General features: G+C 37.1%; 26 protein-coding genes. 4 read left to right on the forward strand and 22 right to left on the reverse strand.

Annotation, left to right across the window (positions count from 1 at the left end):
• Positions 1 to 67: 67 nt before the first annotated feature.
• The 18 genes from ACZZZK_RS01830 to ACZZZK_RS01915 all read right to left on the reverse strand — a co-directional run bounded on the left by ACZZZK_RS01830 (position 68) and on the right by ACZZZK_RS01915 (position 13,985).
• Positions 68 to 1,051: a toxin-antitoxin system YwqK family antitoxin gene (locus ACZZZK_RS01830; protein WP_463482583.1), complete on the reverse strand. Its 984-nt coding sequence runs from the start codon at positions 1,049 to 1,051 to the stop codon at positions 68 to 70.
• Positions 1,052 to 1,152: 101 nt separating this feature from the next.
• The gene (locus ACZZZK_RS01835; protein WP_463482584.1) at positions 1,153 to 1,530 is read right to left on the reverse strand and encodes a hypothetical protein; all 378 of its coding nucleotides are present in this window, start codon (positions 1,528 to 1,530) and stop codon (positions 1,153 to 1,155) included.
• A gap of 2 nt (positions 1,531 to 1,532) precedes the next feature.
• Positions 1,533 to 2,435 carry a hypothetical protein gene (locus ACZZZK_RS01840; protein WP_463482585.1) on the reverse strand — a complete coding sequence of 301 codons (903 nt, stop codon included), beginning with the start codon at positions 2,433 to 2,435 and terminating at the stop codon, positions 1,533 to 1,535.
• A 23-nt stretch (positions 2,436 to 2,458) separates the two neighbouring features.
• The gene (locus ACZZZK_RS01845; RefSeq protein ID WP_463482586.1) at positions 2,459 to 2,839 is read right to left on the reverse strand and encodes a hypothetical protein; all 381 of its coding nucleotides are present in this window, start codon (positions 2,837 to 2,839) and stop codon (positions 2,459 to 2,461) included.
• 14 nt (positions 2,840 to 2,853) lie between these two features.
• Complete coding sequence (locus tag ACZZZK_RS01850) at positions 2,854 to 3,588, reverse strand: DUF6882 domain-containing protein (protein ID WP_463482587.1); 735 nt, start codon at positions 3,586 to 3,588, stop codon at positions 2,854 to 2,856.
• A 272-nt stretch (positions 3,589 to 3,860) separates the two neighbouring features.
• Positions 3,861 to 4,352: a hypothetical protein gene (locus tag ACZZZK_RS01855; protein ID WP_463482588.1), complete on the reverse strand. Its 492-nt coding sequence runs from the start codon at positions 4,350 to 4,352 to the stop codon at positions 3,861 to 3,863.
• A gap of 243 nt (positions 4,353 to 4,595) precedes the next feature.
• Positions 4,596 to 5,417 (reverse strand): toxin-antitoxin system YwqK family antitoxin, encoded by an 822-nt coding sequence (locus tag ACZZZK_RS01860; protein WP_463482589.1) that lies wholly within the window; start codon positions 5,415 to 5,417, stop codon positions 4,596 to 4,598.
• Between the two features lie 17 nt (positions 5,418 to 5,434).
• On the reverse strand, positions 5,435 to 5,797 hold the full coding sequence (locus tag ACZZZK_RS01865; RefSeq protein WP_463482590.1) for a hypothetical protein: 363 nt from the start codon (positions 5,795 to 5,797) through the stop codon (positions 5,435 to 5,437).
• A 146-nt stretch (positions 5,798 to 5,943) separates the two neighbouring features.
• Positions 5,944 to 6,612, reverse strand: a complete 669-nt coding sequence (locus ACZZZK_RS01870) for a hypothetical protein (protein WP_463482591.1) — start codon at positions 6,610 to 6,612, stop codon at positions 5,944 to 5,946.
• Positions 6,609 to 7,319 carry an XAC2610-related protein gene (locus ACZZZK_RS01875; RefSeq protein WP_463482592.1) on the reverse strand — a complete coding sequence of 237 codons (711 nt, stop codon included), beginning with the start codon at positions 7,317 to 7,319 and terminating at the stop codon, positions 6,609 to 6,611. The genes ACZZZK_RS01870 and ACZZZK_RS01875 overlap by 4 nt, the downstream gene beginning before the upstream one ends.
• A 10-nt stretch (positions 7,320 to 7,329) precedes the next feature.
• Positions 7,330 to 7,842: a L,D-transpeptidase family protein gene (locus ACZZZK_RS01880; RefSeq protein WP_463482593.1), complete on the reverse strand. Its 513-nt coding sequence runs from the start codon at positions 7,840 to 7,842 to the stop codon at positions 7,330 to 7,332.
• Positions 7,843 to 7,845: 3 nt separating this feature from the next.
• A complete protein-coding gene (locus ACZZZK_RS01885; RefSeq protein ID WP_463482594.1) occupies positions 7,846 to 9,633 on the reverse strand; it encodes a hypothetical protein in 1,788 nt (595 codons plus the stop codon).
• A gap of 4 nt (positions 9,634 to 9,637) precedes the next feature.
• The gene (locus tag ACZZZK_RS01890) at positions 9,638 to 10,384 is read right to left on the reverse strand and encodes a DUF2931 family protein (RefSeq protein WP_463482595.1); all 747 of its coding nucleotides are present in this window, start codon (positions 10,382 to 10,384) and stop codon (positions 9,638 to 9,640) included.
• Positions 10,385 to 10,388: 4 nt separating this feature from the next.
• A complete protein-coding gene (locus ACZZZK_RS01895; protein WP_463482596.1) occupies positions 10,389 to 10,691 on the reverse strand; it encodes a hypothetical protein in 303 nt (100 codons plus the stop codon).
• 11 nt (positions 10,692 to 10,702) lie between these two features.
• Positions 10,703 to 11,278 (reverse strand): peroxiredoxin family protein, encoded by a 576-nt coding sequence (locus tag ACZZZK_RS01900; RefSeq protein WP_463482597.1) that lies wholly within the window; start codon positions 11,276 to 11,278, stop codon positions 10,703 to 10,705.
• A 148-nt stretch (positions 11,279 to 11,426) separates the two neighbouring features.
• Complete coding sequence (locus ACZZZK_RS01905; RefSeq protein ID WP_463482598.1) at positions 11,427 to 13,187, reverse strand: WG repeat-containing protein; 1,761 nt, start codon at positions 13,185 to 13,187, stop codon at positions 11,427 to 11,429.
• Positions 13,188 to 13,246: 59 nt separating this feature from the next.
• A complete protein-coding gene (locus tag ACZZZK_RS01910) occupies positions 13,247 to 13,675 on the reverse strand; it encodes a hypothetical protein (RefSeq protein WP_463482599.1) in 429 nt (142 codons plus the stop codon).
• 4 nt (positions 13,676 to 13,679) lie between these two features.
• On the reverse strand, positions 13,680 to 13,985 hold the full coding sequence (locus ACZZZK_RS01915; protein WP_463482600.1) for a hypothetical protein: 306 nt from the start codon (positions 13,983 to 13,985) through the stop codon (positions 13,680 to 13,682).
• Positions 13,986 to 14,206: 221 nt separating this feature from the next.
• Between ACZZZK_RS01915 and ACZZZK_RS01920 the strand changes: the two genes are divergently transcribed.
• From ACZZZK_RS01920 to araA, 4 genes are all read left to right on the forward strand, one after another.
• Complete coding sequence (locus ACZZZK_RS01920; RefSeq protein WP_056849153.1) at positions 14,207 to 14,431, forward strand: CDGSH iron-sulfur domain-containing protein; 225 nt, start codon at positions 14,207 to 14,209, stop codon at positions 14,429 to 14,431.
• A 210-nt stretch (positions 14,432 to 14,641) separates the two neighbouring features.
• A complete protein-coding gene (locus tag ACZZZK_RS01925) occupies positions 14,642 to 16,342 on the forward strand; it encodes a ribulokinase (protein WP_463482601.1) in 1,701 nt (566 codons plus the stop codon).
• Positions 16,339 to 17,037: an L-ribulose-5-phosphate 4-epimerase gene (locus tag ACZZZK_RS01930; protein WP_463482602.1), complete on the forward strand. Its 699-nt coding sequence runs from the start codon at positions 16,339 to 16,341 to the stop codon at positions 17,035 to 17,037. Before ACZZZK_RS01925 ends, ACZZZK_RS01930 begins: the two co-directional genes overlap by 4 nt.
• A gap of 372 nt (positions 17,038 to 17,409) precedes the next feature.
• On the forward strand, positions 17,410 to 18,900 hold the full coding sequence (gene araA, locus ACZZZK_RS01935) for an L-arabinose isomerase (protein ID WP_463482603.1): 1,491 nt from the start codon (positions 17,410 to 17,412) through the stop codon (positions 18,898 to 18,900).
• Between the two features lie 261 nt (positions 18,901 to 19,161).
• Here araA and ACZZZK_RS01940 read toward each other — a convergent pair whose 3' ends face one another.
• From ACZZZK_RS01940 to ACZZZK_RS01955, 4 genes are all read right to left on the reverse strand, one after another.
• Positions 19,162 to 20,178, reverse strand: coding sequence for a zinc-binding alcohol dehydrogenase family protein (locus ACZZZK_RS01940; protein ID WP_463482604.1), 1,017 nt, complete (start codon positions 20,176 to 20,178; stop codon positions 19,162 to 19,164).
• Between the two features lie 119 nt (positions 20,179 to 20,297).
• A complete protein-coding gene (locus ACZZZK_RS01945; protein WP_463482605.1) occupies positions 20,298 to 21,086 on the reverse strand; it encodes an L-fucose dehydrogenase in 789 nt (262 codons plus the stop codon).
• Between the two features lie 86 nt (positions 21,087 to 21,172).
• Positions 21,173 to 23,422 carry a DUF5703 domain-containing protein gene (locus ACZZZK_RS01950; protein ID WP_463482606.1) on the reverse strand — a complete coding sequence of 750 codons (2,250 nt, stop codon included), beginning with the start codon at positions 23,420 to 23,422 and terminating at the stop codon, positions 21,173 to 21,175.
• Between the two features lie 257 nt (positions 23,423 to 23,679).
• Positions 23,680 to 25,107, reverse strand: coding sequence for a sialate O-acetylesterase (locus ACZZZK_RS01955; protein WP_463482607.1), 1,428 nt, complete (start codon positions 25,105 to 25,107; stop codon positions 23,680 to 23,682).
• Between the last annotated feature and the right edge of the window lie 12 nt (positions 25,108 to 25,119).

A 25,119-nucleotide genomic window follows, 5' to 3' on the forward strand; every position in this document is an offset into this window, starting at 1 on the left:
CCAATCAGATTTGTTGATCAATGCTTTTTAACTTTTAAGCAAATTTGCTGTTGTGTATTTACCATTTCTAAAGTTTTTGATTAATTAACTTGCCTTTCCTATCGTAATATTTCCATTCACCAATCTGCTTTCCATTACTAGATTTTCCGATACTTTCCAGTTTTCCGTTATCGTGATATGTTTTCCATTCGCCTGTTCGTTTTCCATTTTCATCATATTGCCCAATTTTTTCTAATTGCTCATTTTCATGGTAAGCTCGCCACTCGCCAGCGCTTTTTCCATTAATATAACTACCAACAGTTTTCAGTTTTCCATTATCATGAAACCATTTCCATTCGCCAGTTTGTTTGCCATTTTCATAGTTCCCAATTATCCATAATTGGTTATTTTCGTGGTATCTTTTTGACAGCCCAATCAGCTGTCCATTGTTATACATTTCTATACTTGCAAGTTTTCCATCCTCATAAAACGATTTCCATTCTTCAACTTCAATACCATTTTTGTAATGTTGAATTTGTTCTAATTGCCCACTTTCATAGTAATATTTCCACTCTCCCGTTTTATTTTGGTTTTCGTAATTTCCGATAGATAAGAGTTGTCCGTTTTCGTGGTATTTTTTCCATTCGCCTATTTTTTTTCCATTTTCATAGCTTCCTATTTCCAACAATTGACCATTTTCGGAATATACTTTCCACTCATTTGTTTCATTTCCATTGGCATACACTCCTGTTTTATATATTTTACCATCAATATAGTAGCTTTCCCATTTTCCTGTTAGTTTTCCGTTATCCCATCTTCCTATTTCACTTAATTTTCCATTTGGGAAATAATCTTTCCATTCGCCTGTTTGCTTATCATTTTCGTATTTTCCAATCGTCGCTAATTTTCCATTTTCATGATACCACTTCCATTCACCAGTTCTTTCGTTATTCGCATCGTATAAGCCTAGCTGTCTTAATTTACCATTGTCGTAATAGCTTTTCTCTTCATTTTGTCCAAAAGCAAAAAATTGCACCAGTAAGAGCATTGTAAGTATCCATATATTCTTCATTTGCGTTTCTTAAATGGCGTTTTTCGAGGTTTTGTTGAGATACTTAATTATTTTAGCTTCGTGTCAATTATTCCTCTATCAGCGTAACCAGTAACATTAAACTAATCTTTCTTATAATTATCGAGGTTTAAACCATTTGTTTTAAAAACCAAGCTTTCGTTATTTACAAATATCTCTGCCATTTCTCCATTGGTACGCATAGATAAATGGTATTCTTTTTTATTAATAGTAAACGAAACTCCTTTTGCACCAACTTTAATGTCTTGATTTGGCTCGTAATTCAATTTTTTTAATGCTGTTTTCAGGTTTTCTAGCTGTATTTTGTTCAGTAAAAACGTTCCGTAATTATTATGAATTTCCGCTTTTTCTATTGCATCAACAGCTAAAAAATCAGTCAGCATTTTATCTTTTGTAAATGTTGGGTTTTGGCTGCATCCATAAAACAAAGCGATAATTAAGATTAATATCAGTTTTTTCATCTTTACTTCTTATCCGTCAATTCCAGTTCATCCAAAGTTGCTTTTGTTTCTTTAAGTGCTTTAATTTCTTCGTTTAGCTTTTTAATTTCAGCATCAAAATAAGCTGCATCGGCTTTTGGTCTTTCAATGGTTCCACCCTTTTTGGTTGTTATTTTAGTGGCATAAGCTTTGATTACCAAATCATATGGAGAAAAATCGGTGATAGGATATTTTGCAGTTTTCCATAAGTTAGAATGTTGAACCGCATTATGTAGCAAGGGTTGGTGATAATCGAAATTTTCATTTGGTTTTAAAACATAATCATCATTCCAAGTACCTCCCTGACCTTCTGAAGCTATTAATTCTCCTGTTTTTTTGGAATAAATATTAATGTAAAACATATACTCTCCAATTAAATTTTCTTTAAAAGTGTTTGTAAAAGTTAAATCCAAAAAAGGCTGTTTGGGATCATCGGAAAAAAACACATCTTCACTAATGGAGATTTTAGTCAATTTAAAAGCATCTATTTTCTTAATTATTTCAATTGCTTTAAGCTTATCTTTTTCTAAACTATCAATTTCGGCTTTTTTGCTGGCTATTTTTTCATCTCGGTCGGCTTTTAAAAAGTCTTCAGCATAGCTGATGATGGCGCTGTAGCTTTTGCCATCAATCATTTCCATGGAAATTTTGTCGAATGATTTTCCTCCATATTTCTTCGGGGAATTCCATTTCTCTTTCATCGCTTTTACAACGATTATCCGCAAAGCTTTCTCCAGGTTTTCTTTTTCTTCTTTGTCTAATTTTTCTTCCATTTTAGCTTTTGATGTTTTAAAAGCTTGCTCATCCTTGCCAGAAATAGTTGGGCCACACGCAGCAAAAAGCATTATGATTAGGGAAAGCATTAAAACTGAATAGGAATTTTTCATTTTGATTTCTTTAGATGATAAGCCTAAGCTTGTTGAATACTTTTTGCATTATTAAATATTGCTTTGGTTAGTTCAGTTGTGTCTTCTGCCGCAAAATGACTGTGTCCAATTCCTACCAGTTGGGCATTAACCCCCTCTGTTGGTTGTAAAAAAGTATCGTAGGCAAAGTCAATTAAACCACTTATATATTTTTCTGCACCCCCTAGTTCTATTAATTTATGTTTTACAAACGCATTTATTTCGGTTGGGTCTAAAAAGCATAATAAATTTCCGACGCCGAAACTATAGCCATAGTAACTTAAAGCAAAAACATTAAACAAGGTTTGGTTATTGATATCCCACCTTTCATCGTTTTTTACTTGATTAAATAATTGTTCGCTTTTTTGTTTAAAAATTTCTATCATTTTGTGCTGGATTTTTATCCGTTCAACTTTGTTAATCTCGATAGCTCATCGAACTCGGCTGTAATCGTTTGTCCGTTTTTTGCAGCAACTAACTTGGCTCCATTCTCAGAAATTTGGTAACCTTTTGCGTTTAAATAATTCGTTAGCGCCAAATTGTGGTTCATCTCAAATTGCGAAATGAGTTGCGGAAAAACTGTCGCAATTCTGTGGTGATTGTGCTGACGAATTTTATCTACTTTTTCACTTTGTATGGTAACCACCATCGCACCTTCACCATAGTCGGCGATATAATAACCACTTGTGTTAAACATGCCCGAAGCTACCGATCCAATTAAGTGTAAATCGGCAATTGTTGCATCAAATTGGTTAATACTTAGCAGATCTATATCGTTTTCGTCACCATATTTTTTTAGTTGGTTTGCTTGTTGCATAATGCTTTCAGGCAATTCTGATTTTGTATTTGCCCAGGCCCAAAGCCAGGTTTGAGATGAATGTGAAAATGTTCCTAAAACCTGGATAGGAAACACCAAGTCTGCACCAAAGCTAATTTCTCCCTTCGTCATGTCAACATTCCAATTATTGCTGCCGATTACATCGCCTAAATCAATTTGCTTATCGAACGCAATACCGCAAAACTGTTCTATAAGTTCTTGTTCGGTTTTACAGATTGGTATACTTGGTGTCGGCAATGTTTCTTTTGGCTGTTCAGCTTTATCGTTTTGTCCGAATATTTTATCAAAAAATCCCATAAGAAAAATGATTATAACCTGCGATATTTTAAAGGTGACTTCGTTTTTCTTTAACCTATCGCAGGCACTATGTTAATAGTAATATTGTTTAATCGGGTCTATTCTAATTTGTTCCCATTCCCAAGCGTACTCACCCGTGTTTGGGGCTTTTTTGGGGTTCAGCGGCTGTAATTCTTTTTAGTGTGAATGGAATTATTACTTTTTCATGCTATATGTACGGTTTGATGAAAAATTAACCTTTGGTATTAAACTGTTCAGTTTCAATTAACCTTTTAATTCGCTTTATCTATTCTGGTTTCGCTTGGACCGCCGTAATAAACAGATTTGTCGTTCATAGTTGTTTTGCTTCTATCAACTTGTAAATCCATAGTAAAAGATACTTCCATTTTATCTGTGTATTTTAAGGGTTTTCCCTCGTTATCGTAAAATACAACCTGATCCATTGTAAATGTACCGGGTGCGTCAAATTCATTTTTCCCTTTTCCATTAGCCATAGGTAGCGATGCAATCATTTTTCCTTTTCCACCTGGCTCATCATAAAAAGCGATATGCGGCAATTGGCTATCGTTAGACAATGTACTTTTTACTGTGATATCGCCGTCAATAAAAGGATAACCGACAATGGCAAATCGTTTCCCATTATTTTCTTCTTTTTGATTTAAGGCATGGTATTCTTCAAACGTTACAACTTTTCCTTTTTCTTTGTTTTGGCTACATGAAATAAGCATAGCTGATGCAAGAGCGATAAATAGCATTTTCTTCATTTTGTTTTTTGTTAACTTTAAAATTTATTGTTATTGTAGTATTTAAATTTGTAAGTCTGAGCCGTTTGATACTAATTTTAGTTGTATTTAGCCAATTCAAGTTTATACTAATACTTGTGGCGTAAACCTCATAAATCTAGCAACCCAAACGCTTTTAAGTTTGGCTAACGACTGCGCAATTTCTAAGGAAGTCGTTTGCGATGATAATTTCTTCAAGATTTTTTGGAACGTTTTATACTTACCTTATTTTTGCGCTTGTTTATAAATTGCTTCTGTTACTTTTTCTCCATTAAGATAGTAATGTGTAAAAAGCACTGATCCATCTGGTTTGTACATGTGTGAAACGCCATGACGTTTTCCGTTCAAAAATTCGACATCCATATTTTTTTTACCCAAAGCATAATTGGTGGATAAACCGTTTTGCAAATCATCTTTATAATTGGTTTCGGTCATGATTTGTCCATCGTTATAAACTCGATAAACACCATTTCGCTTATCATTTTTGTAATTAATTTCTATAGTTAATTTCCCATCTGAACCATAAGTTTTAGAAGTTCCATTCTTCAAATCGTTTTCATAATAAGCTTCGGTTATTACTTGGTCGCCTGAAAAGGTTTGAGATAAACCGTGTTTTTTATCGGCTTTGTACACAGATTTATTTGATAATTTACCACCGCTGTACATTTCGCTGGCACCGTTTTTTTTGCCATCCTTATACTCCTGGCGTAACCAAACTTTGCCTTCGTTATCGTAATTTTCTTTTATCCCGTTACGAACGCCGTTTTTGTAGTAAAGTTTGCATTCCATTCTTCCGCCTTGCGAATACCAAAACGCCTCGCCAGTAATTATTCCTTTTTTGATATTGTAAAGTGCAAATCCGCCTTCATCAAATGGAATTTTGTACTTGCCTTGTAAAAGTTTGTTATTTAAGCTGAGCACCAATTCGCTACTATCGGCATTGTAATCCTTTTGCAAATGTTTCCATTTTATTTCTTCGGGCAGTTGTGCAAAAATTGGTTTAGCCAAACAAAGCAGCAGGAATAAAGGAGTAATCTTCAAAATCATTTTTGGAGCCATTTTAATTAATCTAGTTTGTTTCTTTTTTCATCCCACTTTTTAGTAAGGTCCTCTATAAATCCGTAATACGTTTTGCGTTCATCACGTTTAAGCTTATCTTCTAATTTAAGTGCCTTTATTGTCCAGTCAGAAAACTGTATGCTTAACTCCGGAGAATATGATTTGTCATCATTTTTCACCGCAGTTGAGAGTACATTCCAAAGATTTTTGAAATCATTTAGATGATTATTTACTTCATCATTACTATATTTTGGGATTTCGATACCAGATTTGGAGAAGTAATCAACTCCATCGCTTTTAGGCGAATTTGAACAGGCGGAAACAAGTGATAGGACAATAAATAGGAAGAAAAAATTTAGCGTTCTCATGCTTATATCATTTTATAAACACCAAACTATAAATTTTCATTTTAGCGAAATCGCTCAATTATTATTTGCGAGGAATTGTTTATTATTCGCTTATGCTTTATATATTTTACAACCCTTAGAATGTTTAATTAACAGATTTCGAATGATTAACCTGCCGCAGTAAAGCCTTTAAAAATGATTCGTTTATTGTCGACCAATTCAAACATATAAATGTTGTTGTGTTCTCCCTCACTTACATGCTCTCCGTTTTCATCAACACCGGTGCTCCCAAAACTCATATTTAAATACAGGGCGTTTTGTTCTTCTACGTAAAAATCAGCTAACATTTGATAGGTATAGTCTCCTTTGGTAAATATTGGTGATTCTGAATGCTGCTCATTCAAAAGCTTAGCGGTTTTTATTTTGGTGATGGTCTTCACAAAGTCGGGATCAAAAATCAGGTTAAGGTAACGGTCGAGATCCTCTTCGTAAAAGAAATCGGCTTTGCTTCCATATTTTAACTTTCGCTTTTTCCACTCCCCATCGCTCAATTGAATTAAATACCACAAACTAGAATTTTCGGTAGTTAATACAGGAAATTTAAAATAGGTTTTAAGCTTGGCCTTATCCTTTGTTAAAACAGCAGACCTAAAATTTTTAAAATCATCAACCCAAGTTTTTACCGGGATGTATTTTGAAGTATTGGCTACTTTTATTTGAGTGGTATCGGCAGCTTTTTCCTGCACCACATTTTGGGTATTCGCATCTTTCTTTTTGTCGCCACCATTACATGCAAATAATAGCGACGCTGCAAAAAGCATCAATATTTTCTTCATTTTCGATTTTTATCTAAAATATCTTTGATCTTACCATCCAATACCTCCTCGTCTCCGGCGAAATCATCCTCAAAACCTGCACCAATTTGGTAAACTTTATTGGCTTTAGAAATTTTGTAAACGCTATAGTTATTTGTCCCAGAATAACCATAACCTAGAATTACATTATATTTCTTGTTATATTCTGGATTAACAATATTCTCAAAATTTAGCACGCGATTAACCTTATGATTTTTGCTATCTACTAGATATAAAAAATAATGTGAGTTTGAACCTCTCGCACCTGTTTCTGAGAAGATAACAATATCATTTACATCATCTCCATTGAAATCTTTGTATTCTATAAAATCTTTTTGGGTTTTGATAAGTACATTTTCTCCCCAGATTATTTTATCAGTTTGCCCCCTATCTATACCAAAATATATTCGGGCTGTTTTTCCTTTTTCCAGGTATTCTTCCCCACAATTTCGAACTGCAAAAACATAACTGGTATCTGCAAACGGATGGTAATATTCCCAGATACAATTTGGATCGCATTGATAAAAGACCTTACTATCACTCGTATTTCCCACGATAGGATTTTCGATTTTGATTTGCTTTTTCTGTTGTTTCGGAAAAGCCTTCACCTCTTTACCTGAGTGTTTCTTCTCCTTTGGTTGACAAGCAGCTATACTAAACAAAAATATAAGTATAATTAAATTTCTCATTTCACTTATTTTATGGTTTGATCTGAATTCCCGCTCCTAATTTCACGGAGCGATATAACTCATCGACCTCAGAATTCGTTAAGGCAACACATCCATTCGTCCAGTTAAACCACCTTTGAAATTTGTTAATCATACCTAGACCATTTCGTAAACCATGAATCTTGATATCGCCACCTGTAGACTTTCCTATCGACTTTGCATAATTGATATCTTGCACATTAGGATAAGAAATACCTAAATTTTTATTGTAGCCGCTTTTATCATTTTTGGCGTTGATGGTATAATGTCCCTCAGGTGTTTTTTCATCACCTTCAAATTGTTTATGTCCAACCGGATTATCGCCAAAAGAAACTTGGTAGGTTTTAAGCAATTTCCCTTGCTGATAAACGAACATTTTATGTTGAGATTTAGAAACTACCAACGAATCTACCAACACATCTGATGGAAGTTTATTTTCTGGGTATATGTTGTAAACCAAACCAGCAAAAAACACAATGACCAATAGCAATAATATCTTTCTCATTTTCTAGTTTTCCTCTTTTGGCGCTGGTTGCAAAGTTGGTCTGCCCTCTGTTGCCTCAACCAGCTTCTTATCATCCGTTAGACTGTACAAATCAATTTTATAAAGCAACTGATTTTTATCATTGTATTCATATAGCCAAATTCCACTTATAGTTCCCTTGGCGTTAATCATATCATATTTTATCTTTCTATTTTTAGCATCATAGCTGGTTTTATAAGTATACACTAATTGCTTATCTCTATACAAATTTTCAACAATGAGCCTACCTTTTTCATCGTATTTAAATAACATTTTACCACCAACGTTGCCGTTAGTTATTTCAGTACGTTCCACCAATCTGCCAAATTTATCGTAAACAAAGTGTTCCTCATATTTGTAATTATCACTAGAAAAAACGGTTTTCACAACCTGTTTTTTTGTATCATAAGTCTTTGAAGTTTTACCTTGCTTGTTGTCATCAGACAATTCATAAACTTCATCTCCACCAGTGTAACGTGTAACTTTTGTTACGCTATCGACTTTGTTGTAATAAAAAGTTTCGTCCCAACTTAACTCTGGCAAAGGAATGTAGTCGAAATCGAAACCTGTTTCTTTAAACACCTTACCTTTTTCATTATATTGATATTTAATAACCCGGCCAAGGCGATGATTTACTGTGGCTAATTTTTTAAACTTTTCTATTTCAGCTTCACTAAGTTTCGGTGTAATAATGATTGGTTTAGGCTGAAGCGCCAAGCCTACAATGATTTGGTTACCGTACTTATCAATAAATAATTTTTGATCAGTTTTGATGTTTCGGAAGCCCAAAAAACCTTCTTTGGAATAGCAATATACCAACCTGTAATACCCGTTCGGGATAGTTACAGTTTTATTAGTTTCAATAAAATAATAAGATTTGTAACGGTCTAATTCTATAAAATGGCGGTCAGCATCATTTGTTGCTTTGGAAATTTCTGTAATTTCTTTTCCATCACCATTAATTAGAAACAATTTTCGGGCATCTGGGTTAGTATTACCTGTATCTTTAACTGCACCTGTATAAAATTCGGAAGGGTGTGATCGATGAAAATACGCCATATCATAATCGTAATTTTTGGATATTTTTTCGCCCTTATTATTTACTAGATATGCTACATCACCTTTAAGTATTATTTTGGCTTTAGGCTCTCTATCCTCAACCAGACTTTGCTTTGCACGATATCCTTTTAACCACGCTAGCTGGCTGTAAACAATTTCATCTGCTTGACTTGCACCACCCTCATGGTAAGCATAACCATCATTTAATGCATTGCTGATATTATTATAAACTATTGGGGATAGAATTTGTGTATTGGTATTGAACACGCCAAACTTATTCCCCATTTGTACTGTAAGTAAACTGTCTGGTAGCGCCACAAAAACACTGCCTATTCTATCGTATTGAAAATTGAGAATGATTTTCCCGGTATCGTTTATCAACCCAAATACTTCTTTGCCTAAATTATTAAGCTGGCGTATCGCGATATATTTACCATATGATTTAATGAAACCAGAAATTTCTTTTTGAGCCGGAAAAATAATTTCTCCGGTTTTTTTATTCGCAACGCCATAACCGTAATTAATAGAAGCGCTTTCTTTGGTTTGATATTGTATAAAGTTGCTGTCTATTTCATGAATAAAATGGAATTTAGCTAGTTTTTCAATTAGGGCTTTGTTGTTTTCTAAAATATTTAGCTGTGCGTGTATTTTTTGGTTTATAAAAATTAAAAAACAGATCAAGATAAAACTATGTTTAGATAATGTATTTCTCATAGCGTTAATCTATAAATCCGTTTTTCTTTTGGTAATCCCAAAGTTCTTTGTTGTTCTCTAGATATCGAGAAGGCGAATCGATATAGTTTGCATCTTTGTCATAACCATTTTTAAGCAGCGTTTTCACACTATCTGATAGTTTGCTGAAAGCTTCTTCAAAATACGCTTCTTTCGATATTTTTCCATCGAAGTAAAAATCAGCTGCCTTTGGGATTTTTGGTTTTAATTTGACACGCAAAATTTCCTGCTCCAAATTTACTCCCCTTAACCATATAATTACATTGCCTTTATTTGCAACTCCAACCATAAACGACAAACCTTTCCGCCTGCCGGCATAATCAGATAATATTAAAAACTGTTTATTCTGACGAGCTGAATCGAATATTTTTTCTATGCTACGTTTTGGCAGTTGCAGGCTATCACTATAAAAGAGCTTATCCCTGAATGAAAAATAACTTATTTTAATACTGCTTGGCAATCTTTGTGTTTTCGCATGTGTGCTGGCCGTGTAATCAATTTGCCAATTTGTTGAAAAACTAGACAAGTATTCAGAATCTATAGGCTCGAAATCATCATTTGGCGTGATCAAGTACAACTCAGAAATTGCTATCGGAAATGTATTTGGCGCAGTAACAGTTGCCGAATAATCATATCTCTCCCAGCTCTTGTAAGTTAAAAAACGATAAATGATACCTGCAAGCAGTAAGACGCCAAAACCAATATACAACTTGTTGATGTGATTGATCTTCATACTATTAATGGTTAAAGCCCTTACTTAGTTGCCATGAATACCATAACAAGCCAAAAAATATAATAGCAATGATTAGCGCAATGCCAAATAGCCATTTACCAATTCTGTAACCTTTTCCATGATAGCTAAATGCGTAGCCACCTAACAAAAACAAGATACCAATCCCCAAAACGCCTAAGCCCAGCTCTTTTCCTTCTTCGCCTGCGCTGAAAGCAAAAGCCACTAACAAGGAAAAATTTGCTAAAATTAATACAATACTAAGATTACTATTTTTCGTTTTATTTAATTCGAGTTCATCCTGTTCCATCAACATGGAAATTAAAGTTTCTTTGATTTAACCAAACTATCGAGCAAAACATCAAAGGTGTCTGTGTTCCCGCCACACCCGTTGTAAACTACTTTACCTTTCGGATCAATCAGGATTTTTGCCGGTGTGCAATAAACGTTCTCTTTAATTGCCTTCTCTTTTCCCGGCCCCTGTGTATTGTCAATTTGTTTGAAACTGAACTTAGCGTCTATAACACTTTTCGTCATAGTTGTAGCATCATCTGAAAACCCATTCACAATTCCAACCATAGGAAACTGATTGCCATATTTTTGGTGCAGTGTATTTAGTTCAGCCACCAGATCATAACTTTCTGATTTTTTGAGGTAGCTATTTTGATAAACAAATACAATCCAGTACTTACCATCATGCTCTGCAGAATTAAATGTGCTTCCATCAACCGTTTTTGCCGAAAACTTTTTCGGACTGCTGCCAAGCAGCAAATCGACATCAGCTTTGTTTGCCGCAATAATTTCCTTCATTTTATCGGCTTTCGTTTTTTCCTGTGATTCGCCATTGCAACCAAGCAGGGCAAGAAGTATAAAATTTGCTAAGATAAATTTCTTCATAAATAGTAGTTTAGTTCAATTGTGTTTTCATGGTACATTCATTACGAGACATCTCCAACCCTTCTTTAACTTTGGTTAATACCTTTTTAGCGTCAAACTTTCAACTGCGTTTTTTTCTTGTCAGATCAACCACTAATCATTTTTGTTTCTAATTCGTACGCTTTTCAGGTGCTGGTGGCAATGGTGGAGCAGCTTCCATTACTTCCATTTTTTTCTCTTCGGGCATACTATACAAATCAATTTTATACTGCAATTGGCCGTTACCATTGTATCTGTAAAACCAAATGCTTGTGCTTATTCCTCGGCTGTCAATCATATCGTATTTTATTTTTCGGTCTTGCTTATCGTAACCAGTGGTGTAAGTGTAATCAAGTTTACCATCGCGAAAAACCTCCTCCTTTAAAACCTGGCTTTTGGCATTGTACTTAAACATACTTTTCGAAATCAACTTTCCATCATACCACTTGGTTGTTTCTTTTACATTGCCAGAATTATCATAGGTAAATCGTTCTTCATATTTTGTTTCTCCAACTGTACTGGTGGTACTTACCAATTGTTTTTTGGCGTTGTATATTTTTTTTACCGCAGGGGCTGCTTCATTTGGATCCAAATCAAATGGTTCATTAACACCCTGATATCTCGTAATCCTTTTTACCTTATTATTGTTATCATAATAGTAAGTGTCTTCCCATCCTAGTATGGGCTGGTCGGAACCTTCACAATTGAAACCAGTTTCTTTAAACAGTTTGCCAGTATTGGTGTACTGGTATTTCGTAACACGCCCTAAATACAGCTGCTTTGTAACCAATTTCTTAAAATCGTTGATTTCAAAATCAGTTAATTGCTGAGTTAAAATGGCTTTTTTGGGCACTGGCGGTTCGCCAATAGTGAGTTGATTTCCGTATTGATCGACAAATAATTTCTGTTTGGTTTTTAAGTTTACAAAACCAATAAAACCCTCAGACAAATACAGCTCAACAAATTTCTCATAACCATCAGGAATGGTGATTATTTTCTCGGTATTGATGAAATAATAGCTTCGCTTGGGGATCAAATCGATAAGATAGCGATTGCCACTATTTCGATGAGACGAAATTTCAGCAACTTCCTGGCCAAGACCATTAATGAGAAATAATTTTCGAGCCTCTGGATTTTTACTTCCAGTATCTTTAACAGCGCCTAAATAAAATTCATAAGGATGTGCTTTATAGAAAGACTCCAAATCGTAATCATAGTTTTTTGATATTTTATCGCCCTTTTTGTTCACCAGATAAGCAACATTGTCGTTAACAATAATTTTTGCATTGGGCTCGATATAATCTACGCTAACTGGCTGAACATAAAAACCGTCTAAGCCTAATTGGCTATAAATACTTTTGGCCGCTTCAATCGAAGTACCATTACGACTGGCATCATAGTCGTTCAACACATTGTTTGTGTTATCGTAAATTATCGGCGATAAAAGCGCAGTCTTTGTATTAAAAACCCCAAATTTATTTCCCACTTGCACAATCACTAAACTATCGGGCATCGGAACTAAAAAGTTGCCTATCAAATCATATTTAAAGTCGAGAATAACTTTTCCCTTTTCGTCTATTAGACCAAATAATTCGTTTCCCAAATTACTACGCTTTTCAATGGCGAGGTATTTACCGTAGGAGGCCATTGAATAGCCATTACCATTTTTTGAGGGAAAAATTACTGTTCCTGTTTTTCGAGATGCAATGCCATAACCAGAGCTCCTTTCGGCTTTGTATTTGATGAAGTTGCTGTCCAATTTACCAACATAGGCAAATTGTGCAAGTTTGTTGAGGAGTGCTCTGTTATTTTCCAGGATGTTAACCTGTGCTTGAACACTCTGTATAAAGACGATTAATAGAATGAAAAACTTAATGAGGCGTTTAAACATATTTTATTAATTAGTAACATTGAAAATTGATGCATCCAGAGAGATCTATCAAGTATCTTTTAACAATCATAATTTTCATAGTGTGTTCGTTCTAAACCCTCTTCCAATTCTTCCTTCAACTTTGGCGATAATGCTTGTTTCTTCAGTACAACTTTTAATTGTGTTTTGCCGTCAGGACTGATCCAAATCCCTTCCAAACCATTAGGAGTTTTTTTCAAGATTAACATTCCTGTAAACCGATACTCTGTCATCCCGAAGCGGCCTTTTTCATCACTTTGAATCAGTAATTCGATCCAGTTTTTGCCATTGCCGTATTGATAAATGCCAGAATATAGTGGGGTTGCTCCACAATCATTTCCCTCTTCTTTTAAATACAATCTAACCGATCGGTTATTAACTTTACCGGTATAAAAGGTTGTTTTCACTTCCTGTGCGAAACCAATAGTGAAAAATAAAAAACAACAGGTACAAGAGATTAAAAATTTCATGATCTTAAGAAGTAATAAATGTGTGTCCGATATACATAATTAGAAAAAGCAGTACTCCAAGTAAAGCTGCTGCATAAATATTTTGCAGTCCGTCACTAACTCTCTTTTTGACAAAAAAATACAGTGCTTGAGCGATCAAAAATGTTTCTAAAATCAAAAAAGCGCCAAAAGGTATAAACTTTTGCAACTTGAGTGACATGCCGCTATTCCCACTCTCGCCTTTGTCAAATAAAGAGACGAAGAAGAAAGCCAGGAGGACTAAGCCAATCAGCACTACCAAAATAAATCGCTTACCAAACACTTGTTTCATGTATCGAATTAAGATATTTAAAGAGAATTTGGTTAATTATACAATTAAAGAAGACAAAAATTTTCTTTGATGAATATCCGCCTGTAGGTTTTAATTATTCGCCATCCTTCAATTGGTATTTGTAAAACATTAACGCCTACGCGGAACAATTCTAAACTGTAAACTAATAAGGGAAATCAATTCTGTTTAAGTTAATTTTGTAACATACTAACAAAACATTTATGTCAAAAACAAAACTAACGATCAACAATAACGGATCAGTGAAAATTGAAGGTGATTTTGAAATTGTAGATAGAAACGGTAATGCTTATGGTTTGCAAGGCAGAGAAATTGTTTCTATTTGCCGTTGCGGATTATCAAAAAACAAACCTTTTTGCGATGGCGCACATAACGGGCATTTTGAACATGAAGCTATAGCATTCGATCTTCCTCCAAAAAAGGTTTAATTTTAAAAAACAATACTAAAAAGCCTTGCAGCAATGCAGGGCTTTCGCATGTAAAAACAATATGATAATTATTTAATCTATTATGCATATTTAAACCCAAAAGTGCTTAAACGCCTGCAAACAAGAATGCTTCGTAATTGTGGATTAAAAAAATGTTTAAAATTTTTTAGTTTAGATAAATAAACGTTAATTTGACGATTATTTATTGTTATGAGCACAGCAAACTATGTAATTGGCGTTGATTACGGGACGGATTCTGTTCGGTCCGTTTTAGTAGATACTGCTAAAGGAAAAGAAATTTCTGCATCCGTTTTTCTATACCCACGGTGGCAAAAGGGTTTATATTGTAAGCCATCCATCAATCAATTCAGGCAACATCCTTTAGATTATGTTGAGGGTTTAACCCACACCATTAAAGATTGTTTGGCAAAAGCCGGTGGAGCGGATATTGCCCATTTGGTTAAAGGTATTTCCATTGATACCACCGGATCCAGTCCGGTTGCTGTCGATGCATCAGGTACTCCCCTTGCATTAAAGCCAGGTTTTGAGGAAAATCCAAATGCCATGTTTGTACTTTGGAAAGACCACACTGCAGTTAAAGAGGCTGCCGAAATTAATGAACATGCGACGAAATTTCCTGTAAACTATTTGAAATACGTTGGCGGCATCTATTCTTCAGAATGGTTTTGGTCTAAACTATTGCGCATTTTAAGAATTGATTCGTCCATCGAAAAAAACGCAGAATCGTGGGTGGAACATTGCGACTGGATTCCTTTTTTATTAACAGGAGGAACTGATGTGGCAACGATGAAACGTAGTCGCTGCGCTGCCGGACATAAAGCTTTATGGGCAGAAGAATTTGATGGGTTACCGCCGGAAAGTTTCTTTAGCAGTTTAGACCCACTTTTGGCTGGCTTTAGAGAAAAGCTTTTTGTTGATACCTATACTTCTGATGTTTCAGCTGGAACATTAAGCGAGGAATGGGCAAATAAATTAGGCTTAAATACTGATGTAGTCATAGGCGTTGGCGCATTCGATGCCCACATGGGCGCTGTCGGCGGACAGATTGAACCTTATTACTTAAGCAAAGTAATGGGAACCAGCACTTGCGATATTTTGGTTGCCCCAAATCAGGATTTACATGGTAAACTGATTAATGGTATTTGTGGCCAGGTGAATGGCTCCGTAATTCCAGGCATGGCCGGTTTGGAAGCTGGTCAATCGGCTTTTGGCGATGTTTACGCATGGTTCAAAAACTTAATCAGCTGGCCTTTAAATCATCTGTTAACAGCATCTGAACTTATTGATGAAGCAACAGCAGTTGCTTTGAAAGAAGAATTGGAAGGCAAAATAATTGCTAATTTGAGTAAACAAGCTGATGCACTTGAAGACGACGACTATGCTGAGTTAGCAATAGATTGGTTGAACGGCAGAAGAACTCCAGATGCCAATCAGGAACTTAAAGGCGCCATTACCGGTTTAGGCCTTGGTACCGATGCGCCTCGTTTCTTCCGTGCTTTAGCTGCTGCAACATGCTTTGGAGCTAAAGCAATTGTAGATCGTTTTAAAGAACAAGGTGTTCCGGTTAAAGGGATTATCGGCATTGGCGGAGTAGCTAAAAAATCATCATACATTATGCAAATGATGGCCGATGTTTTGGAAATGCCAATCAGAATCCACCGTTTCGAACATACTTGCGCTTTGGGTGCAGCGATGTTTGCAGCTGTTGCCGCTGGCATTTACCCAACCATTGAGGATGCCATGGCTGCTATGGGAACTGGTTTTGAAAAAGAGTACAAGCCAAATGTGAAGAAACAGAAAATGTACCGCATGCATTACCAGCAGTATCTTGGCTTAGGCCGATACCTGGAGCGTTACAATAAAAAAGATGTTAAACCGTACTTATCATGAGCAACTATCAGGATATAAAGGAGCAGGCTTATTTAGCCAACATGCAGTTGCCTAAACTTGGCTTGGTATTGTTCACTTTCGGAAATGTGAGTGCCGCTGACCGGGCTAAAGGTGTATTTGCCATTAAGCCGAGCGGTGTACCTTACGAAGATTTATCAGCCGATAAAATGGTGATTGTTGATTTCGATGGCAATACTGTTGAAGGAAGTTTACGTCCATCATCTGACACCAAAACCCATGCGGTTTTGTATAAACATTGGGAAAATGTAGGTGGAATTGTTCACACACATTCTACTTATGGAACAGCTTGGGCACAAGCGCAAAAGGCCATTCCAATTTATGGAACAACCCACGCCGACCATTTGACGGTTGATATCCCTTGTGCACCACCAATGGACGATGCAATGATAAAAGGCAACTACGAATATGAAACAGGCTTTCAGATTATGAATCATTTCGAAAGTTTGGGTTTGAGTTATCAAGAAGTGGAGATGATTTTAGTGGGTAACCACGCTCCTTTTACCTGGGGAAAAACGGCCGAGAAAGCAGTTTATAACAGCGCTGTTTTAGAAGCCGTTGCACAAATGGCTTTGTTAACCCAGCAAATCAATCCTCAGGCGCCGAAGTTAAAAGATTCGTTAATTCAAAAGCATTATGAGCGCAAACATGGTACAGGCGCTTATTACGGACAATAAGTGAGTTCGGAGTTGAGAATGTTGAGGTTCAAATTTTTGTAGAAATCTGAAAATGATTTGGAAAGCAATTGCAGTGGTGATTCGGTTACGATAGTCCCGCCTTTTGCTTTAGCCCAGCAGAAAAAGCTGGGGCTGCCGCTGCTATCGGGTTTAGGATTAAAAGGTTTACCGAAGTAAAATAAACCTGATTGGAGTGAGCATCCCGATAGTTCATCGGGATAAAACGGAAAGCAGGACTAGCGGACCGATGGAAACAGAAATCTGCTTTTCAAAAATGATAAAGCTATTATCTGCACCTAGAAATGATAAATCTTTTGGTCTGTGAGCATACAGACTGAGAAGAATTGAATAAAATTAAAATAACATAGAGTAATGATTGATTTAAAAAAATTACAGGTTTGGTTTATCACAGGTACACAACATTTGTATGGTGAAGAAACCTTAAAACAAGTTGCAGCGCATGCACAAGAAGTTGCTGATTCACTAAACCAGAATGGAAAAATCTCTGTTTCGGTTGTTTACAAGCCTATTGTGAAAAGCACTGAAGAGATTTTCGAAACATTGCAACAAGCCAATATCGATAAAAACTGTATCGGTGTAATTACCTGGATGCACACCTTTTCTCCTGCTAAAATGTGGATTAGAGGCCTAAATGTTTTGCAGAAACCACTGTTGCATTTGCATACGCAATTTAATCGCGACATTCCATGGAGTACCATCGACATGGATTTCATGAACCTGAACCAGAGTGCACACGGTGATCGTGAGTTTGGTTTTATGGTAACCAGAATGCGCAAAGATCGTAAAGTTGTAGTTGGCCATTGGCAAGATGAAGAAGTAGCCAAACAAATTGATATCTGGTGCCGTGCCGCTGCTGGTTGGAACGATTGGCAGGGAGCAATATTCGCCCGCTTCGGAGATAACATGCGTTTTGTTGCCGTAACCGATGGCGATAAAGTGGAAGCTGAAATGAAGTTTGGATTCTCTGTAAACACTTATGGCATAGGAGATTTAGTAGCAGTAATTAATGCGATACCTGAAGATGAAATTCAAAATTTATTGAGGGAATACGAAGAAACTTACGAAATGGCTGCCGACTTGAAAGCTGGCGGTGCCAGACATCAATCTGTTTACGATGCAGCTAAAATTGAATTGGGTTTACGTAAGTTTTTAGAAGATGGCGGCTTCAAAGGATTCTCTGATACTTTTGAAGATTTGCATGGCATGATCCAGCTTCCGGGGATAGCAGCGCAACGTTTAATGGCCGATGGTTATGGATTTGCTGGTGAAGGCGATTGGAAAACAGCAGCTTTGGTACGTGCCTGTAAAGTAATGGGCGCTGGTTTAGCTGGCGGTAACGCATTTATGGAAGATTACACCTATCATTTTGATCCTTCAAACTCAATGGTTTTGGGCTCTCACATGCTGGAAGTTGATGCAAGTTTGGCATCTGGCAAGGCAAGTTTAGAAGTTCATCCATTAGGAATTGGCGGCAAAGCTGATCCGGCCCGTTTGGTTTTTAATGTTGCCGGAGGCGACGCTTTAAATGCATCTTTAATTGATATGGGAAATCGTTTCCGCCTGTTGGTTAACGAAGTAACCGCTGTTGAGGCAGAAAATGATTTACCTAATTTACCTGTGGCCCGCGTGTTATGGAAACCACTTCCGGATATGAAAACAGGCTGTGCTGCCTGGATTTATGCTGGTGGTGCACATCACACCGCTTACAGTCAGAATTTAACTACCGAACACTTATTGGATTTTGCAAACATTGCAGGATTGGAATACGTAAACATTGGTGCAGATACGAAAATTAACCAGTTTAGAAATGAATTACACTGGAACGAGGTTTTCTTCAAATAGGATTATTTAAACGCTCAAATCTTAAAGCCGATAGTTTTAACTATCGGCTTTTTTGTTTGTAACTGGTTGGTGGAAACAGTTTTGGGGTTCCTATTTCTGGTTGGTGGAGACACCAACCAGTAGGATTGCCTATTTGTAGCAAAAGTAATCTGCGAATGTGGCAAAAGAAAACACATACACGAACGGTCATAATCCTGAATTTATTTCAGGATCTTAAAATCTGGTTGGTGGAGACACCAACCAGTAGAATGAAAGCAAAACCTAATCTATACTTACCATTGCTTTGATCACCCCCGTTTTAGGATCTAACCAACTTTCAAACTCCTCTTTCACCTCCTCAAATTTAACCTGATGCGTAATGTAATTTGTAGGATTTACCAATCCCGCTTTCATTGACTTAATTACATGTTCGAAATCTTCGGTGGTTGCATTTCTACTGCTCATTAATGTTGATTCGCGTTTATGAAACTCCGGATGGTTGAAAATCAAATCTCCTTTTTGCAGGCCTATTAAAACGAATCGTGCCCCGTGAGCCATATAATTAATCGCGTTATTGATTGCCTTTTGATTCCCCGTAGCATCAATCACGACAGTTGGCATATCGCCGTTTGTAATATCGCTAAGTTGTTGCGTTACATCAGGCGCAAGCGCATTAACCACGTGAGCAACTTTTAATTTCTCCTTACAAAATGCCAACCGATCTTCGTTGATATCCAAAGTAATCACATTTGCGCCGGCAATCCGGGCAAATTCCATCGTTCCTAAACCAATCGGACCAGCACCAATTACCAGTACAAATTCACCTGGCTGAACATCTGCCCTCCTAACACCATGGGCACCGATTGCCAACGGCTCAACTAAAGCAAGTTCATCATAACTCAAACCTTCACCATGCAAAAGTGTACGCGATGGCACTTGCAAATATTCTCGCATACCCCCATCAACATGTACGCCACAAACCTGCATTTTAACGCAGCAATTTGGTTTGTTCATGCGGCAGGCAATACACTCACCACAGTTAAAATAAGGAATAAACGTTACGGCCTCACCTATTTCAAAACCTTCAGCGCCGTCTGCTTCCACTAGCTCACCCGAAAGTTCATGCCCCAAAACCCGTGGATAATTAAAGAAAGGCTGGGTACCTTCAAAAGCGTGTAAATCGGTACCACAAATGCCAATTCGCTTAATTTTAATAATGGCGTGATCTTTCTTTAACTCCGGCTTAACTGTTTCAGAATATTCGAAGGTACCAGGTGTTGTACAAGTAAGGGTTTTCATTTTTAATTTAATGATTGAGTAAAAAAATCGTCATCTCGACTGAAGCATAGCGGAATGGAGAGATCTGTTTAGATAGATTTCTCGGCTGTGTTGCACTTCGCTCGAAATGACGGACTGGGTTACGCGTTAGCTAAAGCTCTGTCTAAATGAACATAACCACCATCTACATGAATAATTTGTCCGGTAGTATGGCTTGATTTTGACGACATTAAGAAAGCAGTCATGTTGGCAATTTCTTCCGCAGTAGTCATTCTGTTTTCCAAAGGAATTTTAGAGGTAATTTCGTCCAATTTAGCTTGTGCATCAGGTAAGGTTTCAATCCAGGTTTCGTAAGCTGGGGTCCAACATTCGGCCACCACCACTGCATTTACACGGATTCCATACTTCAAAAGCTCTACTGCCCACTCGCGGGTTAAAGCGTTTCTTCCACCGTTTGCTGCAGCATATGCTGAAGTATTTCCCTGACCAGTTTCCGCTGTTTTCGAAGTAATATTAACGATTGCACCTTTGCTTTTAATCAATTCTGGCAAGGCGTGATGTGCCATTAAATAATAGTGGACCACGTTCTTGTGTAATGAAGCCATAAAATCTTCGTAATTACCGCTTTCTAAACCCACTCCATCATTTACACCTGCATTGTTTACCAAACCATCAATTCTTCCAAATTGAGTAACAATTTCAGCGACTACCTTCTTACAATCATCAGGATTGGATAATTCAGCAACAAATTGTGCAGCCTTTCCACCCTGGGCAGCAATAGCATTAACAACTTTTTGGTTATCATCGGCTTTTCTACCAACAACTACTGCGATGGCATTTTCCTTGGCAAAAACTTCTGCAATGCTACGTCCGATACCTTTTGCAGCACCAGTAATTACGATCACTTTTTCTTTTAACTGTAAATCCATATTTTTCTATTTATTCAATGATTGAATTTTGAATGAATAAATGTTCATTGGCAAATCGCTAAGACATTCCCTCATTCAATCCTCCGTCACTCTAACATTTTATTAATTACATCTGCCCTTCTTGATTCTGGCAAAACTTTTAAATCTACTAATTTTCCATCTTTCAAAGTCCCTTCGACTGTCGTTTTATATGGAGCATGAAGTTTGAAATGAACATCCCATTCTTTAGGCCACGCAGGAAACAAATAAATGCTTTTTCCATCTGCCTGCAGTAGCATTTCCTGTAAACCTATCATCCCCGAGCCGCCCCAATTGTGGTCTGGAACCCAATCAAAACCTGGTCCCCAGAAAGCAGGAAAGCGCCTACCGGAATCTTTCAGTTTCGCAGTTGTCAACTTTGCCGCCTCATCCGTCAATCCTAATCTCGCTGCAAAAATATTATCCTGTTTCCAACCTACATGACTTCGGAATTTTAAAACGTCTGTATCATATTTGAACGTATTGATTGCCGTGTCTAAACCCGGCTTTCCTATTCCATAAATTCCCCAAGGATAAACCGGGTATAATTGCGGACTTTCGGTATTGTTAATTCGCTCCCAAAGTTTAGCAGGAGAAATCGTGGCATGACCATTAAACTCCCTGAAGCTTATTGGCGGGACGGTTTTTAGCATTTCATTCCATTCTGTTTTTTGTTTTTCGGATAAACCGGGATACGCAATCAGCCTTTCAAGAACTGTTTTTAAAGCAGCGATTGTCGAGGTGGAATTGTAGGCCATTTTATAAGTCTCCGCACCAGAACCCGGATATAAAACCAAGTGACCATTGGCATCCAAAGCCTTTGCTCCTCTTTGCTTCGCCAGGTAGGTATAATGCTCTTTGAAAAATGTGAGGGAGCTTTCAATTAAAGGAAGATATGTTTCAATATTTGCGCCATCATATCTTTCAGTTTCCAAAATCATCATACAAAATTCCAAAACGGTATCCCACTCATATTCCAACCAGGCATTGTATTCCATGCCTTTGTTAAAATCAGCAGGTCGTTTCCAGCCATATTCTGCCGGATTTGGTAATCCAAAGTTTTCCAGTTGCTCTGTAAAACTGGCTCCATTATGTCCCCAGGAAGCTTGCGTCCTAATCTCCGCATTTTTCAGTAGATTGAGATAGAAATCGAACTGTGGCTTCATCATTTCGAAGTCGCCGCTTTTTAACATTGGCCAGTAAACCAACCGCTGGTTTTGTGCGGTGTGCGTTCCTCCTCCCCAGTTTCTAAAATCGGGCGTGTATTTCAAAGCAGTATCTGTAAGTTGCGGATCATAAGTAAACAAGCCACCATTAAACTTAGTAGGATAATTTCCAAATGCGTTGCAGCCTAACATATACCGAAACAACTGATAGTTTTTTGATGACTGATTCGTTGCTTCATCTTTTGAGCTGATGTTGATAAAACTTCGTTGCCAGTAATCATTCCACCATTTAACACTTGCTTTTTGATTGATTTTGTTTGGCACTGCATTTAATGTTCTTTCCCATTCCTGAAGCGATTTGGTTTTTGCAGTGGTTAGGGTAATGGAAATATTAGCCGATTTGGAGGGCTTCTTACTTTTCAAAGTCCAACCTTTAAAAGGCGTATTCAAATATTTCCCTTCGTAATTCCCAGCGGCCAATAGGTTATCTCCCCTCATTGTTCCTCCAAAAATTAAATTATTTAGAGGATTATATAGTTCTTCTTTCCTGTCAACAAGTTCTTGTTGCTTTACGGCGACGTCGAAAACGGTTTCTGCTTTGTTCTGGTGATAAAATTGAATGGCATTATTTTTAAATACAACCTCGTCTTTAAGAGTCTTTACAATCCCTTGAGGTGCCCATTTATACGAATTCTGGTTATTTTCCTTGCCTTTAGTTATGCGATCTTCAAAACGCCAGCTTTCATAACTTGCTTCGGTGCTAATGTTCTGATTTGATTTAATATCTAAATGAATAATTGGATTGAAAACATCTACCCAAACTTTGATTTGGGTGTTCAAATCCCCATTAACTCCGGAAATCTGAGCATATCCATCTTTTAGAATTAATTCTTGTTTGAAAGTTTTTCCATCGAATGGATTAGGACTGAATTTAAGTTTTACCCGGCCTAGTTTGAGTAACGTATTATTTTCATCAAATGTTCCGCTACGCGATAGATAAAGGTAAACTTCACCTTTTTCCACCCATAAATTTAGGCCGATATCTCCTCCGCCAACCGGCATCGATTCTGATGAATTAATACTTTGGGAAGTCCAAACAACATTAGCAAGTTGTTTTTCTTGCGAAAAAGCAGTAGAGGTTAGTAAACACAAAAGCGAAATAAAAATTTTTGACCCACATAGAAACTTGGCAACATCCAAGCGAAATACATAGAATTTTGACCATATAAGGAATGTGAGAACATTTAAGGTCTTAGCCAGAATACTTGATTTACTTGGTATCGTTTTGGTTAAAATCATTCTTTGTTAATCAATTATAAGTCGTCATTTCGACCGAAGCGGAGAAATCTTTTTGATGAGATTGCTTTCCCGAAAGGTCGGAATAAACTGTATTTCGCAATGATGTGTCGTTAATTATCCCAATCATCGGTGCGGAAAGAAGAAACCGGCAGGCCATCATTGCCGAATAAATCGCCTACCAGGAAATCTTTAAAAGCATAACGAACCGCAACTGGCATTTTAACTTGTTCAGCTGATACTGTAATGCTGCTTCCGGTAATTGCTGCTTTCGCAGGATAAAATTTCCGATCTGCTCCCGCTACTTCAAAAAGACTTAATTCTTTACCGAAGGCGGTCAAGCCATTGGCTACATTTTGAAATTTAATTACTGCTTTATTTTTATCAATGGTTAAAGACTCATAATTGGGACTTAGTGCGCCAAAGCCTTTTATACCGTAAGTTTGTGCCAAGGCAAGATAAGCCAAACGCTCACCACCTTGTTTTTTGTTCGCTGGATGAATGGATTTTTCCTCACCGATATCCATCAAAACCGCCATTCCTGAATTAGGAATCTTATTTAGAGATTTTCGCTGGGCATCTCTTAAAAATGCGGAGTTAAATTTCCCTCCAATGTGGTAAGGCGGAAGCTGCGCATAATTATAGGGAGCAATTTGCGCATAGTAAAATGGAAATTCTCCGTTATTCCAATTTTTTCTCCATGAAGAAACCATTGCTGGAAATAAATCTTCATAGCGATCTGGTCGCTCGTAATTAGATTCTCCCTGATACCAAATTGCACCCTTGATTCCGTAACCAATCACAGGATAAAGCATTCCGTTATAGAGCGTTGTTGGTGTTCTGCTTACTTCTTTTATCGTATCGCCTTTGGCTGGAATTTTAACTTCCGGAAATGCCTTTAAATCTTCTGGCGACATCCAGGCTTCAATGGAAGAACCTCCATAGCTGTCATTGATGACACCGATAGGCACTTGCAATAACTCACTTAATAGGGAAGCAAAATAATAGGCAGTCGCACTGAAGTTAGAAACCGTTTCTGGTGCCGCCATTTTCCATTGAGATGGTTTACTGTTTTCCTGGCGTTCGATAATGGAAGAACGCGGAACGGTATAAAGTCTAATATTTTTATTCGCCGATTTAAGGATGGCTTCGTTTGAACCGATTATTGGCTGACTTTTGAAGCCTTTCATTGGCATTTCCATGTTCGATTGACCACCGCAAAACCAAACCTCACCAATTAAAATGTCTGTTAAAACCAGCTTTTCGCCATCATTTAATTCGAGTTCATATGGTCCTCCAGCCGATGGTGTGGCCACTTTTACTTTCCACTTCCCGTCTTGATCAGCGATTACTGAATAGCTTTTCTTGTTCCAGGATGTGATGATCTTTACTTTAGCAGAAGCCTTCGCCCAACCCCAAATGGCCACATTACTTTGTTGCTGCAAAACCATATGATCGGTAAAAATGGAGGCAGGTTTAACCGTTGCCGATGCGACGATGCAGCAAATGAGGTTTAAAAGTATGGTGAGTTTTAGTTTCATTCTTATCACGTT

The sequence above is a fragment of the Pedobacter sp. AC163 genome, from assembly GCF_979258665.1.